The sequence below is a fragment of the Arthrobacter sp. P1_B3 genome, assembly GCF_056406615.1.
Map to the genome: position 1 here is coordinate 16,664 of NZ_JBFTZV010000010.1, position 15,043 is coordinate 31,706.

The 15,043-nt window shown below is 66.3% G+C and carries 14 protein-coding genes; 1 reads left to right on the forward strand and 13 read right to left on the reverse strand.

Annotation, left to right across the window (positions count from 1 at the left end; translation table 11 throughout):
- Positions 1-62 precede the first annotated feature (62 nt).
- Entirely contained in the window at positions 63-1,313 is a 1,251-nt protein-coding gene (locus AC1D2F_RS12635) for an MFS transporter (protein ID WP_364748422.1), read from the reverse strand.
- 74 nt (positions 1,314-1,387) lie between these two features.
- On the opposite strand from AC1D2F_RS12635, the gene AC1D2F_RS12640 reads away from it, so the two are divergent.
- A complete protein-coding gene (locus AC1D2F_RS12640) occupies positions 1,388-1,930 on the forward strand; it encodes an ArsR/SmtB family transcription factor (RefSeq protein ID WP_229993681.1) in 543 nt (180 codons plus the stop codon).
- A gap of 63 nt (positions 1,931-1,993) precedes the next feature.
- On the opposite strand, the gene AC1D2F_RS12645 is transcribed toward AC1D2F_RS12640, so the two are convergent.
- The 12 genes from AC1D2F_RS12645 to AC1D2F_RS12700 form a co-directional block, all read right to left on the reverse strand.
- Positions 1,994-3,316 carry a nicotinate phosphoribosyltransferase gene (locus tag AC1D2F_RS12645; RefSeq protein ID WP_364748419.1) on the reverse strand — a complete coding sequence of 441 codons (1,323 nt, stop codon included), beginning with the start codon at positions 3,314-3,316 and terminating at the stop codon, positions 1,994-1,996.
- A gap of 84 nt (positions 3,317-3,400) precedes the next feature.
- Entirely contained in the window at positions 3,401-4,171 is a 771-nt protein-coding gene (locus tag AC1D2F_RS12650) for a DsbA family oxidoreductase (protein WP_229993678.1), read from the reverse strand.
- A gap of 113 nt (positions 4,172-4,284) precedes the next feature.
- Entirely contained in the window at positions 4,285-4,821 is a 537-nt protein-coding gene (locus AC1D2F_RS12655) for a GNAT family N-acetyltransferase (RefSeq protein WP_229993677.1), read from the reverse strand.
- A 123-nt stretch (positions 4,822-4,944) separates the two neighbouring features.
- The gene (locus AC1D2F_RS12660) at positions 4,945-5,793 is read right to left on the reverse strand and encodes a sugar phosphate isomerase/epimerase family protein (RefSeq protein WP_229993676.1); all 849 of its coding nucleotides are present in this window, start codon (positions 5,791-5,793) and stop codon (positions 4,945-4,947) included.
- Between the two features lie 89 nt (positions 5,794-5,882).
- On the reverse strand, positions 5,883-7,106 hold the full coding sequence (locus tag AC1D2F_RS12665; protein ID WP_229993675.1) for a substrate-binding domain-containing protein: 1,224 nt from the start codon (positions 7,104-7,106) through the stop codon (positions 5,883-5,885).
- Positions 7,106-8,218: an ABC transporter permease gene (locus tag AC1D2F_RS12670; protein WP_229993674.1), complete on the reverse strand. Its 1,113-nt coding sequence runs from the start codon at positions 8,216-8,218 to the stop codon at positions 7,106-7,108. Before AC1D2F_RS12670 ends, AC1D2F_RS12665 begins: the two co-directional genes overlap by 1 nt.
- Positions 8,215-9,252 (reverse strand): ABC transporter permease, encoded by a 1,038-nt coding sequence (locus tag AC1D2F_RS12675; protein ID WP_229993673.1) that lies wholly within the window; start codon positions 9,250-9,252, stop codon positions 8,215-8,217. The genes AC1D2F_RS12670 and AC1D2F_RS12675 overlap by 4 nt, the downstream gene beginning before the upstream one ends.
- Positions 9,249-10,829: a sugar ABC transporter ATP-binding protein gene (locus AC1D2F_RS12680; protein ID WP_476966901.1), complete on the reverse strand. Its 1,581-nt coding sequence runs from the start codon at positions 10,827-10,829 to the stop codon at positions 9,249-9,251. The genes AC1D2F_RS12675 and AC1D2F_RS12680 overlap by 4 nt, the downstream gene beginning before the upstream one ends.
- Before the next feature lie 94 nt (positions 10,830-10,923).
- Positions 10,924-11,919: a sugar phosphate isomerase/epimerase family protein gene (locus AC1D2F_RS12685; RefSeq protein WP_229993672.1), complete on the reverse strand. Its 996-nt coding sequence runs from the start codon at positions 11,917-11,919 to the stop codon at positions 10,924-10,926.
- Position 11,920: 1 nt separating this feature from the next.
- The gene (locus AC1D2F_RS12690; protein ID WP_229993671.1) at positions 11,921-13,117 is read right to left on the reverse strand and encodes a Gfo/Idh/MocA family protein; all 1,197 of its coding nucleotides are present in this window, start codon (positions 13,115-13,117) and stop codon (positions 11,921-11,923) included.
- 9 nt (positions 13,118-13,126) lie between these two features.
- Positions 13,127-14,254 (reverse strand): Gfo/Idh/MocA family protein, encoded by a 1,128-nt coding sequence (locus tag AC1D2F_RS12695; RefSeq protein WP_229993670.1) that lies wholly within the window; start codon positions 14,252-14,254, stop codon positions 13,127-13,129.
- On the reverse strand, positions 14,251-15,006 hold the full coding sequence (locus AC1D2F_RS12700; RefSeq protein ID WP_229993669.1) for a sugar phosphate isomerase/epimerase family protein: 756 nt from the start codon (positions 15,004-15,006) through the stop codon (positions 14,251-14,253). The genes AC1D2F_RS12695 and AC1D2F_RS12700 overlap by 4 nt, the downstream gene beginning before the upstream one ends.
- Between the last annotated feature and the right edge of the window lie 37 nt (positions 15,007-15,043).

Genomic DNA, 15,043 nt, shown 5'->3' on the forward strand with positions numbered 1-15,043 from the left:
CCCAGTGCAACGGTGACGCACCGGTCCCGACACTTCCGGCCGGGCCGGCGCGGGAACACCACTCAGGATTCGACGTCGGCCGCGGCGATTGCCTTGTCCGTGAGGATGGGCATCATCCCCAGTAGCGCGAGGGTCAGCACTCCCATGATGCCGAACATGACCTGCAGGCCCAGCCATTGGGCCAGCAGTCCGCCCGCTGCTGCACCGAGCGGCATGGTTCCCCAAGCCAGCAGGCGGTAGACGCTGTTGACTCTGCCCAGCAAGGGGTTGGGCGTAATGCGCTGGCGCAGGGATACGGTAATGACGTTCCAAAGCACGATCAGCATGCCGCCCACAAAGAGGATGGGGCCAAGAACGTAAGGGCTGTCGGTCATGGCGGGCGCACCCACCAGCAGCGCGCCCCCGAAGATCGTGAGCGTCAGGGACCTGGACCTACCCAGCTTGGACTCCACCGGTTCGGCGATGAACGAGCCAACGAAGGCGCCCAAAGCGGAGGTCGTCAAAAGTAGGCCGAACCCCACCTCGGACAGTTCCATTTCTGAAGCCGGGCCCACGGCAAACAGCACCAAGACCGCGAATGCCGCGTTGGATGCGAAGTTGAACACCCCGGTCATCACCGCGAGCGTGCGAAGGATCTTCTGGTTCCAGAGGAACCGCAAACCCTCAGCAACGTCGAATCGCAGTGTCGTCTTCACCTCCCGCTCTGTGCGAAAAGCTCCCGGGACCAGGAACAGGACACCGGCGGCCGCAAGCCACAGTGCCGCCGGCGCGGCAAAGCCCGCAACGACGCCGATGGCCACCAGCAGCCCGCCCAGCGGTGGACCAACGAACTGGTTGGCGGTGAGCTCGACGGCGTAGAGCCGGCCGTTGGCGCGCGAAAGCTGATCCCTGTGCACCACCTGGGGCAGGATCGACTGCGCGGAGGTGTCGTAGAGCGTTTCAGCCACACCCACCATCAATGCGACGATGTACAGAGCCCAAATGGAGCCCAAATCCAGCAGGACGACGGCGACCAGCAAGGCGGGCAGCATCGCGCGGCTGAGGTTGGCCCACAACATCAGCTTGCGCCTATCCAGCCGGTCGGCCAGCGCTCCGGCAGTGAGGGCGAAGAGAAGCCAGGGAAGCGTGGCTGCGACGGTCAGCCCGGCAATCAGCGTGGGTGACTGAGTGAACTGAATGGCCAGCAGCGGCAGCGCGATCTTGAAGACGCCGTCTGCGAGGTTGGACAGCCCGGATGAGGTCCACAGCTTCCAGTAGGACGCACCCAGCGGCGCATCACTCCGTGCCTGCACCTGCGCAGAGTGACTAGTCATAGGTGAACCATTCCCTATTGATTGAGAAAATTCAAGGTGGTTGAAATTAGTACATCAGATCGTAGGATGGGTACATGACGGACGCAGAGCCGACGAGCGCGAACGAGAAGAAACCCGCCGCCAGCGCCCGCGAAATTAAGGCCCTGGCCCATCCGCTGCGCCTGAGGATCCTGCGCCTGTGCGGGCTCCACGAACTGACCAACAAGCAACTCGCCGATCGGCTGGGTCAGGATCCGGGGACGATGCTTTATCACGTGCGGCAATTGCTCTCAACCGGATTCCTTGAACCCGCCGAGGTCCGCACGGGGGTCAGCGGTGCGCTTGAGAAGCCGTATCGTTCCACGGGACGGTCCTGGAACCTGGACACCGCACTGCGTGAAGCTGGTCCGGACGGTCCAATGGCACCGATCGAGGCGTTTCGGGAAGAGCTGACGGAAGCCGGGCCGGATGCGCTCACCAGCCTCTCACGCTTCGTTCTGCACCTCTCCGAGAAAGACGCCGAGGACCTCATCAGGCGCATCTACGCTGTGCTGAGCGAATACACCGACAGCGATCGGCAGCGATCGGACCAGCCCGCATACGGCGGCATCTTTGTCCTTCACCGGTCGTCAGACTAGGCCGTCGGCCCCGCCTGGAACGACTTGCGAAGACCCCTCCGCGAAGAGTGCCTGCTCCCCGCCTTATTCGTAGATGGTGGGGATGGCCGGTTCGCCCGGTTGCAGCCTGTCCACCACCCGGGGCAGCTCTGCCATGGAGGCCGTGTGCCGCTCCCGGGCCCGCCCCACGGCGTCCGGCCCGGTCCAGCCGGGCAGGATTTCGCCATCCTTCATGAACTGCTGCAGCAGCGGGCGACCGTTCGGGACGGCGGCCGGCGGGTGGCCCACGCCGAGGACCTCGTGGGTGGCGGTGCCGCTGTCGTTGAGGCGTCGCACGGCGAACTTGCGGCCGCCCATGTTGATCTTGTCCTTCGAGGTCTTCGCCACGGCAGTCAGCTCACCGGAGTCCCCGGCCCGGCTCACCAGCTTGTAGACCATGCCGGCCGTGGGCGCACCGGAACCGGTMACGAGCGCAGTGCCGATGCCGTAGGAATCGGCCGGGGCGGACCGGAGAGCGGCGACGGAGAATTCGTCCAGGTCTGAGGTGACCACGATCCTGGTGTGCACATTGCCGAGGCTGTCCAGGAGTTCGCGGACCCACCGGGCCTGGGCCACGAGGTCCCCGGAGTCCAGCCGGATAGCCCCGAGGCTGTCTCCGGCGAGGCCGACGGCGGTGCGGACCGCCGCCTCGACGTCGTACGTGTCCACGAGCAGCGTGGTCCCGGGCCCCAGCGAGGCCAGCTGGGCCGCGAAGGCGTCGCGCTCGGAGTCGTGGAGCAGGGTGAAGGAGTGGGCGGCGGTGCCGACGGTCCGGAGGCCGTAGCGCCGCCCGGCAGCCAGGTTGGAGGTGCCGGAAAAGCCGGCGATCACGGCCGCGCGGGCCGCTGCGGCGGCAGCTTCCTCGTGGGTGCGGCGTGAGCCCATCTCAATGCAGGGCCTGCCGCCGGCTGCACTGATCATCCGGGACGCGGCCGACGCGATGGCGCTGTCATGGTTCAGCACTGACAGGACGTAGGTCTCCAGGACGCAGGCCTCGGCGAACGTCGATTCGATGATCAGGACGGGGGAGTGCGGGAAATACGCTTCGCCTTCCGGGTAGCCCCAGATGTCGCCGGAGAACCGGAAGGCGGCCAGCTGGTCCAGCGTATCCTCTTGGACCACACCGGTGCCTGCCAGGAAATCGAGGTCGTCCGCCTCGAAGCGGAAGTCCGCGATCCCCTCAAGGAGCCGGCCGGTGCCGGCCACGATGCCGTACCGGCGCCCGGCCGGCAGCCCCCGGGCAAAGGCCTGGAAGACGGACCGGCGGTGGGCCGCGCCGGAGTGCAGAGCCGCCTGGAACATGGTCAGCTCATAGTGGTCCGTAAACAAGGAGGTCCGGCGTCCGCCCGGGCCGGCCGAAGTGTCCATGCTCCACTCTAGGCCGGGGATCCGCGCTAGGCCGGACCGGCTGGGAAAAGGCGGCCGAACCTCAGGCGACCTGCCGGGGCGGACTCAGACGGCGCAGCCGTCGGGGCCGCAGGCGCCGGAATCCGTGGCACTGTCCGCGGCGGCTCCCGCGCCGCTGGCGCCCCCGGCGGTTGCGCCCGCGGCGGCTTCCGACCCGGCGGCGCCCACCATGACCAGCGGGTGGCTGTCCTGCCACGCCTGCTCGAGGGCCGCGCTGAAGGTTTCCGCAGGCTGGGCGCCCGAGAGCCCGAATTTCCGGTCAATCACGAAGAACGGGACGCCGCTGATGCCCAGGGCCCGGGCCTCGGCGATGTCGTTGCGGACGGCGTCGGAGTAGGCGTCCGTGCTGAACAGTTCCGCCAGTTCGCCGGCGTCGAGCCCGAGGTCCAGGCCCAGTGCGGTCAGGTACTCCTGGCTGCCGATGTCCCTGCCGTGTTCGAAGTGGTCGCTGAGCAGGCGTTCCTTCGCGGCATCCTGCTTTCCGTGGCCGGCGGCGAGGTGGATCAGCCGGTGGGCGGTGAAGCTGTTGGCCACCACGACGGCGTCGAACCGGTAGTTCAGCCCCTCACCCTTGGCCTGGGCCGCGACGTGCTCGAACATCTGCGATACCTGTGCCGGCGCCATGCCCTTGCGCGTGCTCAGGTAGTCCAGTTCGGTGCCGTCGTAGTGCTCCGGGAGCGTTGGGTCCAGCTGGTAACTGCGCCACTGCACCTCCACGGAATCGCGGTGCGGGAAGGCCGCGAGGGCGGTTTCGAAACGGCGTTTGCCGATGTAGCACCAGGGGCAGGCGACGTCTGACCAGATCTCAATCTTCATGCCGGCAACAACCCCGCCGGCGCCGGGTCCATTCCCCGGCGGCATGTCGGCTTCGTCACGGCCCGCCGGCTGACGGGCTGGCAGCCACAGACCCGTGCTCACAGGCCCCGCGCTCACGGCGCGACCGGGCGCTCCATCACGAAGTCGTGCTCCACGGTGTCGCCGAGCTGGAAGGACTTGGTGCCGACCTTGCGGAAGCCGGACTTCTCGTAGAACCGGATGGCCCGGGCGTTCTGGCTGTTCACGCCGAGCCAGAGCCCTCGGGCGCCGGCCGCCGCGGCCGCGCCGACGCTGGCGTGCATCAGTTCGGCCGAGGCGCCGAGCCCGTGGTGGTCCGGGTGGACGTAGCACTTGCTCAGCTCGGTGCACGGCAGTTCGCTCAGGACAGCGGCCACCTCCGGGTCCCGGGTGGGGCGGGCCACCAGCAGGCTGTAGCCGCGGAGCTCGCCGTCGGCGTCGATCACCAGCACCGTTACCTCTGGATCCGCCAGATAGGCCCGGAAATTGGGCTCGCTCAGGGTATTGGCCAGATGTGCCGCGATGTCTTCTGGCCGGGATTGCGGCGGGCACGCGAGCGGGAAGGTGACGGCCGCCAGTGCTGCCAGCCTCCCGGCGTCGTCCGCGGTTGCCTTTCGGAGTACGTGGGTCATGGGGGATCTCCCGGCTAGTGCTGGATTTTTCTCTCCGACCAACGCCGTCAAACGGCGCCTCCGGCGGCGTTGGCTGTCCCTAAAAGACTCTAGCGGGCGTCGGTCTCCATGCCCGCAGCGCACTCACAGGCTGCGCAGGAAAGCGAGGCCACTTTCCGCCAACTGGTCCTGGCTGGGGGCCAGCGGCCGCCAGATCGATGCCGCGACCGCAATGGCGGCATTGTCGACGGTGAAACTTTCAATGTTGAGTGGTCCCGTGTAGCCCACCTCATTCAGGACGTGCAGGAAGCTTTTCCAATCAGTCTGGTCCCCGCCGGGGGCACCGCGGTCGTTGCCGCAGACCTGCACGTGCACCAGATGTTCTCCGGCGGCCCGGATCGCCGCGGCCACCGAACGCTCCTCTATGTGCAGGTGGTAACTGTCCAGCGCGAGGCCGACGCCGTTCCCGAGCAGTGGCCCCAGCGCCTCAAGCGCCTGGTCCACCGTGTTAATCAGCGAAGTTTCATACCTGTTTAGCGGCTCGATGCCCAGCACCACGCCCGCCTCCTGGGCCCGGGCCGCGACCGGCTGGAGGTTTCGGCGCAGCTCCGCGTAGGCGTCGCGTCGCTGCTCCCGCGACATCCGCCAGACTCGACCCGTTTGGGCATAGAAAGGTCCGCAGACCGTGGGCGAGCCGATGCTGCTGGCCATGGTGATGCAGGCTGACAGGTAGGCCTGGGTCCTTTCCACGGAAGCCTGATCCGCGGCTACGAGGTCCCGCCCCGGTGCCATGGCCCCCACCACGAACGGTTTGAGCCCGTTTCCCGCGAGGGATTCCCGTACCGCTGCGGGCGTGAAGTCGCCCTCGTTTTCCAGCGGAAGTTCGACGGCGTCAAACCCTATGGCGGCGATTTTTGCGAGGAGTCCGGGGAGGTTGGAGTCGGTCAAGGGGGATTCCCAGACCCAGGTGCTGATTCCGGTCAGACGCTCCAAGCTGTCTCCTTCCGTCTGTTTGTCCTGCCGACTGTTCCAGACGCGGCGGTCCCGCGGGGAGGGGTATCCCGCGCGACCGCCGGGCCGCGTCAGGGAATCTGCCGTTGCTGCCAGACCTCCGGGTAGCCGGCCAGGTCCTCACCGCCGAACTTGGCGTAGTGCCCGCTGGGCATGCCCTGGTTACGCTGCAGCCATTGGTCCAGTTCGTCCGCGAGGATGGGCTTCTGCGGCAGAACCCATTCGGTCGGAATCGGCTCGCCCTTAAAGATCTTTTCCAATGCCAGCAGCGGGGTTCGCCATTGGAAGTTCGAATAGACCGGGGCCATGGCGTCGATTCCGGTTTGCTTCCACTTGGTCAGGAAGCTCATCTCATCCTCGCCGGTCATCACGGGCAGCTTCTTGCCTGCATCCTCGAAGGCCTCGAGGGCCGCCACCGCACCGTCTCCGGCGTCCATCCAAACGCCCTTGACGTCGCCCGTGGCCAGTTCATCGGAGATGATCTTCTTGATCTCGGTGGGGTCGGCGTTGGTGAAGTAGTCCTTGGCCTGGATTCCCTTTTCCTCGAAGATCTTCTTGGCCGCCGCCCAGCGGTGCTCCAGGACATCCACACCCGGGAGGATGCGAAGGGCAACAACCTTGTCCCCGGACTGAAGCTTGTCACTCAGGAAAGTGGCGGTGTCGATGCCCCAGGCGAATCCGCCGATCGGATGGATGAACGTGGTGGCGCAGTCCGTCTCCACACCGCGGTCAAACACCACCACGGGCTTGCCCGTCTGGCAGGCACGTTCGACGGCCTGCGTGAGGGCGGCCGTGGAATTGGGTGAAATGACGAACGCATCGCACTTGCCCTCGGCGATGAAATAGTCGATGTCCGCAATTTGGGTGTTGTCATTGTCCTTGGCATCCCGTGTTTCCATTTCGGAAATGACCCCGGAGCCCTGGAGTGCCTTGAGTTGCTGATTCATGGTGATCCACCCGGTTTGCCGCCACGGGTTGGAGATGGAGGCGTTGGCGAAGCAGACCTTGTGCGCTCCCGGGGCCTTGAACTTGGACGTGTCCGTCATCGGGCCCGCGATGTACTGCAGGTAGGGCTTCTCCGGGCTCCCTTCAAAGGTTGCCGAGCGCTGCTGGTTCTGTGTGTCGTACAGCGCCTGGTCAAACCAGTCTTTGCTTGCCGGGCTGGATGCCGCCGCAGAGCCGGTGCTGGTCCCTGATGTTTGGGTGACGGATGGGTCGGTGGTGGTACAGGCGGTCAGGGCCACCAGCGGCAGTGTTGCGGCAAGGGCGATCGCGCGGACAGGATTATTGCGCATCAGACTCTTTCTCCTCCTTGTTCGATGCCCTCGGCGGGCGTGGGTGCTGCGGCCAACTTGTGCTGTTCGTCATGGGCAGCGGAACTGGCTCCCTTGCGCTTGCGCTGCCACGACCTGGATGCCGCGGCCACAGCGATGATGATGATTGCTCCTTGGACCGTGTCCCGCCACGTCGCCTGGACGCCCATGAAGTTTAGGAGGGTGAACAACGACTCCAGGGCGAACGCCCCGGCCGCGGCGGACAGGACCCAGCCGCGTCCGCCGCCCAGCACAACGCCCCCGAGAACGACGGCGGTGATCGCCGTGAACTCGTACCCGCGCCCCACCGACGGGTGCACGCCGGCGTAACCCACGAGCAGGATGCCGGCCACGGTGGCCGACAGCGACGACATCATGAAGGCGCGCGTCCGCACCCACCAGACGGGGGAGCCGGTAAGTGCCGCCGCCGCAGGATTGTCGCCGATCGCGATAAGCATGCGGCCGTAGGGGCGGCGCATCAGGACGAACGCCGCTACCGCCACCGCCGTCAGGATAATGACCGGGTAGGGAATGATGTCCAGGACCGGAACGTCCTGGATGCCGCCGCGCCCGATCTGCCGGAAGCTGTCCGCAGGGTTCCCCTGGGCCGCGCCGCCGGTCCAGTAGAGGACCAGCCCGAGCAGCGCCAGCATCATGCCCAGCGTGACAATGAAACTCGGGACTTGCAGGAGCGTGGTGATCAGTCCGTTCACCAGCCCGATGAATGCTCCCAGCACAAACATCAGGACCAGCACGGGGATCACCTTGGAATCGTCCTGCCGTATCAGGTTGCCGGCAACGATGACCTGCATCGTCACGACCGATCCCATCGACAGGTCGAATTCCCCGCCGACAATGACGAAGTACTGGCCGATGGCGGCGATGGCAATGGGGGCAGTCCTGCCGATGAACCGGATGAAGGAGCCCGGCTCCCCGAAGGACGGATTCAAGACGATGATTGCCACCAGGAGGCCGATCAGCAGGATGAAGACGGCGCCGCCGGGGGTGCGGACGGCGCGCAGGAGCCGCTCGGAACGGCTAGCTCGGTTGCGCTTGAGAACTGCGCTGCGCTCGGAGTTCAGTGCTGTGCTCATGGCCCCTCCGCGGGCACAGGCTGGGCAGCGGGCGTTTCCGCGGAACCTTTCGAGTCGAACCGTTCGGGCCTGCTGACGATCCGGCGCCGGGCATAGACGGCGACGGCGACGACGATGACTACGCCTCTGACCACGTCCTTCAGGAACGGGTTGACCTGCATGACGGACATGATGTTGTCCAGCATGGCAAAGATCAGCACGCCGCCGAGGGTGCCGGTGATAGTCCCTTTGCCGCCGGAGAGCAACGTGCCGCCGAGCACAACTGCTGCGATGGAGAGCAGATCGTAGCCGCCCTGGGAACCCACAGTGGGACTACCCACGCCCAGCCTGCTGGCAAGGAGCAGCCCTGCCATCCCCGCCAGTACTGAACAGATGACGTGCGCCGTAATGACCGGCACGTCAACGCGGATTCCGGACGTACGGGCGACGGCAATGTCGCCGCCGACAGCGTACAGGTGGTGCCCGACGCGGGTACGGTGCAGGAGCAGCCCGGCCAGGCCCGCGCAGGCCAGCATGATGATCGTGGAGATCGGAACCGGGCCGATCCCCGTGGCGCCGACCAAGCGGAACGCTAGCGGTGTCTCGCCGAAGCTGCCCTTAAAATTGGTGGCGAGGTAGCCGCTGATGATCAAGCCAACGCCGAGCGTGGCGATGAATCCGTGCACATTCAGGCGGGCGACGATCAGCCCGTTCGCGAGTCCAATGACTGCTGCCGTCCCCAGCGTCAGCAGGACTCCGGACAGGACGTTGTTTGAGTTGTTGGCCATCACCCCGGCGGCGATGAGGCTGGCCAGACTGGTGACGTAGGGAACTGACAGATCCAGGCTGCCTGCCAGGATGACCAGTGTCTGGCCGATGGCGATGAAGCCCAGAACGCTGGTTCCGGTCAGGATGCTCGAGATATTTCCTGGGCTGAAGAAACTCCGCCCGATGGAGTTCACCAACAACACACCCAGGATGAGTGTCACCAGCGCCACCAGGTAGACGATCTGCGTGGAGGACAGCCTCTGGAAGAAGCCCGCTCGCTGTTTCATGCCTCTCCTTCGGGTGCTGTCCTGGCGCCGGTGCCCAGCTGGAGGATGGCTTCCTCTGACGTTCCGGCAGGCAGTTCGCCGACGAGCCGGCCATCACGCATGACAAGGATCCGGTCCGACATGCCGATAACTTCTGGGAGCTCGCTGGACACCATCAAGATGGCCTTGCCCTCCGCCGCGAGCTGGCGCATCAGCCGGTAAACCGCCACCTTGGCCCCCACGTCAATGCCGCGGGTGGGTTCATCCAGCAGGACAAGCCGGGGGCGGATAGCCAGCCACTTGGCGAGGACCACCTTTTGCTGGTTGCCGCCCGACAGGTACTGCACCTCCTGGTCCAGGTCACGGGCGATAACCTCGAGGGAGGAGAATACGCCCGGGATTTCTGTCCTGACGGTCCCTGTGCGGCGTGGAAAAACTGACCTGATCACACTAAGTGCGTTGTCCAGGATGGACTGGTTCAGGCTCAGGCCTTCAGCCTTGCGGTCCTCTGTGATCAGGGCCATCCGCGCCCGCACGCCTTGGCGCGGCGACTTGGGCAACAGCTCCCCGCCGGGCATTTTCATTGTTCCGCGGGTGAAGGGTGCTGCGCCAAAGATGCCATGAAGCAGTTCCGTGCGGCCGGACCCTTGAAGCCCGGCCAAGCCGACAATCTCGCCGGGGCGAATGCTGAGGCTTATCCCGTCCAGCTGGCCGTTTCCGGCGCCTTGCAACTCGAGGATCGGCTTCTCCCCCGGACCGTCGGGGTCCCCGTCCTCCCGGGGTAGCTTGTCCGGGAAGAACGCCGAAATGGGCCGGCCCACCATCAGCCGGACCAGCTGGGCGTCGTCAAGTTCCGAGGCGGGTAGGGTGCTGACCACCTTGCCGTCCTTCAGGACGGTGATGACGTCGCAGAGGTCGAACACTTCGCGGAGGCGGTGGGAGACATAGAGGATGGCCGTCCCACGTTCACGAAGGCGTGCCACGATCTCGTAGAGGAGTTCAACTTCGGCGCCGGCCAGGGCCGCAGTCGGCTCGTCCATGGAGATGATCCGCGCGTCGTAGCTGACTGCCTTCGCGATCTCCACTATCTGCTGCTCAGCCACAGTCAGGCTCCGCACCTGCATGGTGGGCCGGATGGCGGTGATCCCCAGGGAATCAAGCAACTCCGCCGTTTTCGAATTCATCAGGGCCTTGTTCACGAGCAGTCCGCGGCGCGGCTCCCGGCCAAGATAGATGTTCTCGGCCACCGTCCGGTCCGGCAGGAGGTTGAACTCCTGGAACACCGACGACAGCCCGGCTTCGTGCGCCTTCGTGGGGTGGCTAAAGTTGACTTCCTCGCCGTCCAGGAGGACGGTTCCGGCGTCGGGCTGGTACACACCGGCCAGCACCTTCATCAGGGTGGACTTTCCGGCGCCGTTTTCCCCCATGAGCCCGTGCACCTCTCCCCGGTGAAGGCTGAGATGGGCGTCTTCCAGTACGGGTATGCCGAAAAAACTCTTGGTCAGTCCGCGGACTTCCAGGATTGGCGGTGGTGCCGGGGAACCGGAGTGGAGCGCCTCGGAAGCATTCACGGCATCAGTTTCGTTGTGGTTCTCCATCGATGCGCCCTCCACGAGCTAACTGTTACAGCAGCGGTTCTGATCCGTCAAGGAATAAACGAGCGTTCACTATTGCCGCTTTTCGGCTGGTCCCTTACTGCTTGAAGGCGGCGTCGAAGGAGGTGTTCGAGGGCGGGAAATCGTACTTCTTGAGCGCGGCGAGGGCTTCGGGGGCGCCGTGGAGCCGGTCCATGCCGGCGTCCTCCCATTCGACCGAGATGGGGCCGTCGTAGCCGATCGCGGCCAAGGCGCGGAAGGACGATTCCCAGGGCACGTCCCCGCGGCCAGCGGAGACGAAGTCCCAGCCGCGGCGCGGGTCGCCCCAGGGCAGGTGTGAGCCCATCACGGTGTTCCGGCCGGTGGGCCGCAGCTTGGTGTCCTTGCAGTCCACGTGGTAGATCCGGTCCTTGAAGTCCCAGATGAAGGAGACCGGGTCGATGCCCTGCCACATGAAATGGGACGGGTCCCAGTTCAGCCCGAAAGCTTTGCGGTGGCCGATCGCCTCGAGGGTCCGGACGGTGGTCCAGTAGTCGTAGGCGATCTCGGAGGGGTGGACCTCGTGCGCGAAGCGGACGCCGCACTCGTCGAAGACGTCCAAAATCGGGTTCCAGCGGTCCGCGAAGTCCTGGTAGCCGGCCTCGATCACCTTCTCCGGCACGGGCGGGAACATCGCGACGTACTGCCAGATGGAGGAGCCGGTGAAGCCGACCACGGTGTCCACGCCCAGGGCCTTGGCGAGCCGGGCGGTGTGCCGCATTTCCTCGGCGGCGCGCGTGCGGACGCCTTCGGGGTCGCCGTCGCCCCAGACCTTGGCCCCGACGATGGCCTCGTGGCGGAAGTCGATCGGGTCGTCGCACACGGCCTGGCCCTTGAGGTGGTTGGAGATGGCCCAAACCTTCAGGTTGTACTTCTCCAGCACGGCGAGTTTGGACTCGACGTAGCCGGGCTCGTCCCACCGCCAGGCGTCCAGGTGGTCGCCGGAGACGGCGATTTCCAGGCCGTCGTAGCCCCAGCCGGAGGCCAGGCGCGCGACTTCCTCGAACGGCAGATCGGCCCACTGGCCGGTGAACAGGGTGTAGGGGCGGGGCATGTCAGGCTCCTTCGGTAGTCGTCGTCTGGGTGGTCGATGCGGACGGAGTGAGCTGGATGAGCGAACTTCTGGCCGCGGCGCTTTCCTCCACGGCTGTGAGGATCCGCTGGACGGCCAAGCCGTCCTCGAACGACGGCGACGGCTGGGTTCCGCTGCCCACCGCCAGGAGGAAGTCTCGGATCTCGTGCGTGAACGTGTGTTCCCAGCCGATCACGTGGCCCTGCGGCCACCATGCTTCAAGATACGGGTGCTCGGGTTCGTTGACGAGGATGCGGCGGAAGCCCTGTTCGCGGACGGGCAGCGTGGCGTCGAGGAATCCGAGCTCGTTCAGGTCCTCCAGATCAAACAGCAGGGCGCCCTTGTCGCCATAGATCTCCAGCTTGAGCGAGTTCTTCTGCCCGGTGGCCACCCGGGAGACCTCCACGGAGGCGATGGCCCCGGAGGCGAGGGTCAGCGTGGCCCACGCGGCGTCGTCGACAGTCACCTGTTCCGGACCATTGGGGCCGGGCCGGCTGGGCGTGAAGGTGTGCAGCCGGCCGGTGACCTCGGTGACCTGGTCGCCGAGGAGGAACAACACCTGGTCAATCGCATGGCTGGCGATGTCGCCCAGCGCCCCCGAACCCGCGGTTTCCTTGCTCAGCCGCCAGGTCATGGGCGAGTCCGGGTCCACGAGCCAGTCCTGCAGGTAGGCCGCGCGGACGTGCCGGACGGTGCCGAGCCGGCCCTCCGCGATCAGCTCCCGGGCCAGCGCCAGGGCCGGGACCCTGCGGTAGTTGAAGCCGATCATGGACTGCACCCCTTTGTCCTGGGCGCTCCGGGCCGCCGCCGCCATGGCCTCAGCCTCGGCCAGGGTATTCGCCAGCGGCTTTTCGACGAGGACGTGCTTGCCGGCGGACAGCGCGGCGATGGCGATTTCCGCGTGCATGAACCCCGGCGCGCAGATATCGACGATGTGGATATCGTCCCGGTCAAGGACTGCGCGCCAGTCCGTGGCGGACTCCGCCCAGCCGTACTTCGCGGCAGCCTCGGCGACCCCGGCCGGGTCGCGTCCGACCAGGACGCGCCGTTCGAAGGCCGGGACGTCGAAGTAGCTGGCCACGTTGCGCCAGGCGTTCGAGTGGGCTTTGCCCATGAACGCGTACCCGATCATGGCCACCCCCAAAGGGGGAGGGCCGGGGCTGGTTTCTTGGGAGTTCATTGCTGGTTCCTAGAGTGTGGAAGCTGTGGGGTCCCAGTCCTCGGGGAGGGCTGCGGAGGCGGGGACGGCGCTTTCGACGTCGATGAAGGTGCCGGAATCGATCGACTCGGAGATCGAGACCATGGTGTCCAGGACGTGGTAGGCGAGGTTGCCGGTGGCGCGGTGCGGGACGCCGGCGCGGATGGAGCGGGCCATGTCCAGCACGCCCATGCCGCGGCCTTGGCTCGGTCCGGTGGCCGGGATGACCGTCCATTCCTCGTCGCCGGCGCGCCAGAGCCTGACGTTGCCGTCGAAGTAGTTCGGATCCGGCAGCGAGATGGTGGCCTCGGTTCCGGTGATCTCCACGAAGCCCATCCGCAGCCGCGGCGACTCGAAGCTGAAGACGCTGTGGGAGGACGCGCCGGACTCGAATTGGGCCATGGCGGACACGTGGGTGGGGACCTCGACCGTGAATTCCTCGCCGGCCTTGGGCCCGGAGCCGATGACCCGGACCTGTTTGGCCTTCGAGCCCGTGGCGGCCACGCGGCGCACGGAGCCGAACGTCTGCACCAGGGCCGTCAGGTAGTAGGGGCCCATGTCGAACAGGGGCCCGGCACCGTACTGGAACAGGAACGCGGGGTTCGGGTGCCAGGATTCCGGCCCGGGGGTCTGGAACGTGGTCATGGCCGTCAGCGGCGTGCCGATGTCGCCGCGTTCGATCAGCCGCCGCGCGGTCTGCAGCCCGGCCCCGAGGAACGTGTCCGGGGCGCAGCCGAGCCGCAGCCCGGCGGCGTCGGCCGTTTTCAGCAGGCCGAGGCCGGAGTCGCGGTCCAGCGAGAACGGCTTTTCGGTCCAGACGTGTTTGCCGGCGTTGACGGCGGCCGTGGCCACTTCGACGTGTGCAGCCGGGATGGTCAGGTTGACGATGATCTCGACGTCGGGGTGGTTCAGGGCGGCATCGACCCCGCCCCACTCCGGGATGCCGTATTCCTTCGCACGCGCCTCGGCGGCCTCTTCGAAGAGGTCGGCGATCACGTGGACCTTGATGTCGGGGAAGACCCTCAGGTTGTCCAGGTATTGCTTGCTGATGTTGCCGGCCCCAATGACCGCCACGCCCACCGGGCCGCGCCCGGTTGCCTGATTCTGTGCGGCGCTCATGCGTTCACGCCCTGCGCACTGGCGGAACCGCTCTGCAGGTAGCCGAGGCTCTGGGCGATGCCGTCGAAGATGTCGCCGGAGTAGTCGTCGAATTCCACCACGCCGACTTCCAGGGACTGTGCCGCGGCGATGACGTCCCACACGGGAATCTTGCCCTGCCCGGCAGGCTGCTGCGCCTTGGTGTCGGTGTTGACGGGACCGTCCTTGATGTGGATGAACTTGACGCGGTCGCCGAGGCGCTGCAGCAGCTGGACCGGGTCCTGGCCGCCGACGGCGGCCCAGTAGGTGTCCACCTCCAGGACCAGTTCCGGGTCCAGCAGCCCGGCGAAGTACTCCAGTGCCGTCTGTCCCTCAATGCTGGACTCCAGCTCCCAGGCATGGTTGTGGTAACCGACGCGGATGCCGTACCCGGCGCCCTTCTTGGCGGCGGCGTTGAGCTTCGCGGCGGTGGCTTGGATATCTTCGGCGGACTGCCAGTGCTCGGCCGGGAGGTAGGGATCGATCACCGTGCTGATGCCCAGTTCCTGGGCCGCGGCGAAGATTTCGTCCTGGTCCTGGCTCAGCAGCGGGGCGTGGCCGGACGGGGCGGTCAGGCCGTTGTCCTTCAGGGCCGCGCCGAGCTCCTTGGCCGTCGCCACGAAGTTGTACGGCTCCACCTGGGTGAAGCCCAGCTCGGCGACTTGTCTGATGGTGCCGGGCAGGTCTTCCTGGAGGGCGTTGCGGAGGGTGTACAGCTGGATTGAATAAGACACGGGATTCCTTTGCTGGGAGTCGGTTGTTTTCAAGTAG

What these genes read in the sequence shown, in the direction of transcription:
- AC1D2F_RS12685 (WP_229993672.1), bottom strand. Translation starts at nt 11,919, where the DNA reads ATGCCCCGCCCCTACACCCTGTTCACCGGCCAGTGGGCCGATCTGCCG.
- AC1D2F_RS12650 (WP_229993678.1), bottom strand. Translation starts at nt 4,171, where the DNA reads ATGAAGATTGAGATCTGGTCAGACGTCGCCTGCCCCTGGTGCTACATC.
- AC1D2F_RS12640 (WP_229993681.1), top strand. Translation starts at nt 1,388, where the DNA reads ATGACGGACGCAGAGCCGACGAGCGCGAACGAGAAGAAACCCGCCGCC.
- AC1D2F_RS12675 (WP_229993673.1), bottom strand. Translation starts at nt 9,252, where the DNA reads ATGAAACAGCGAGCGGGCTTCTTCCAGAGGCTGTCCTCCACGCAGATC.
- AC1D2F_RS12690 (WP_229993671.1), bottom strand. Translation starts at nt 13,117, where the DNA reads ATGAACTCCCAAGAAACCAGCCCCGGCCCTCCCCCTTTGGGGGTGGCC.
- AC1D2F_RS12670 (WP_229993674.1), bottom strand. Translation starts at nt 8,218, where the DNA reads ATGAGCACAGCACTGAACTCCGAGCGCAGCGCAGTTCTCAAGCGCAAC.
- AC1D2F_RS12655 (WP_229993677.1), bottom strand. Translation starts at nt 4,821, where the DNA reads ATGACCCACGTACTCCGAAAGGCAACCGCGGACGACGCCGGGAGGCTG.
- AC1D2F_RS12635 (WP_364748422.1), bottom strand. Translation starts at nt 1,313, where the DNA reads ATGACTAGTCACTCTGCGCAGGTGCAGGCACGGAGTGATGCGCCGCTG.
- AC1D2F_RS12665 (WP_229993675.1), bottom strand. Translation starts at nt 7,106, where the DNA reads ATGCGCAATAATCCTGTCCGCGCGATCGCCCTTGCCGCAACACTGCCG.
- AC1D2F_RS12695 (WP_229993670.1), bottom strand. Translation starts at nt 14,254, where the DNA reads ATGAGCGCCGCACAGAATCAGGCAACCGGGCGCGGCCCGGTGGGCGTG.
- AC1D2F_RS12680 (WP_476966901.1), bottom strand. Translation starts at nt 10,829, where the DNA reads ATGGAGAACCACAACGAAACTGATGCCGTGAATGCTTCCGAGGCGCTC.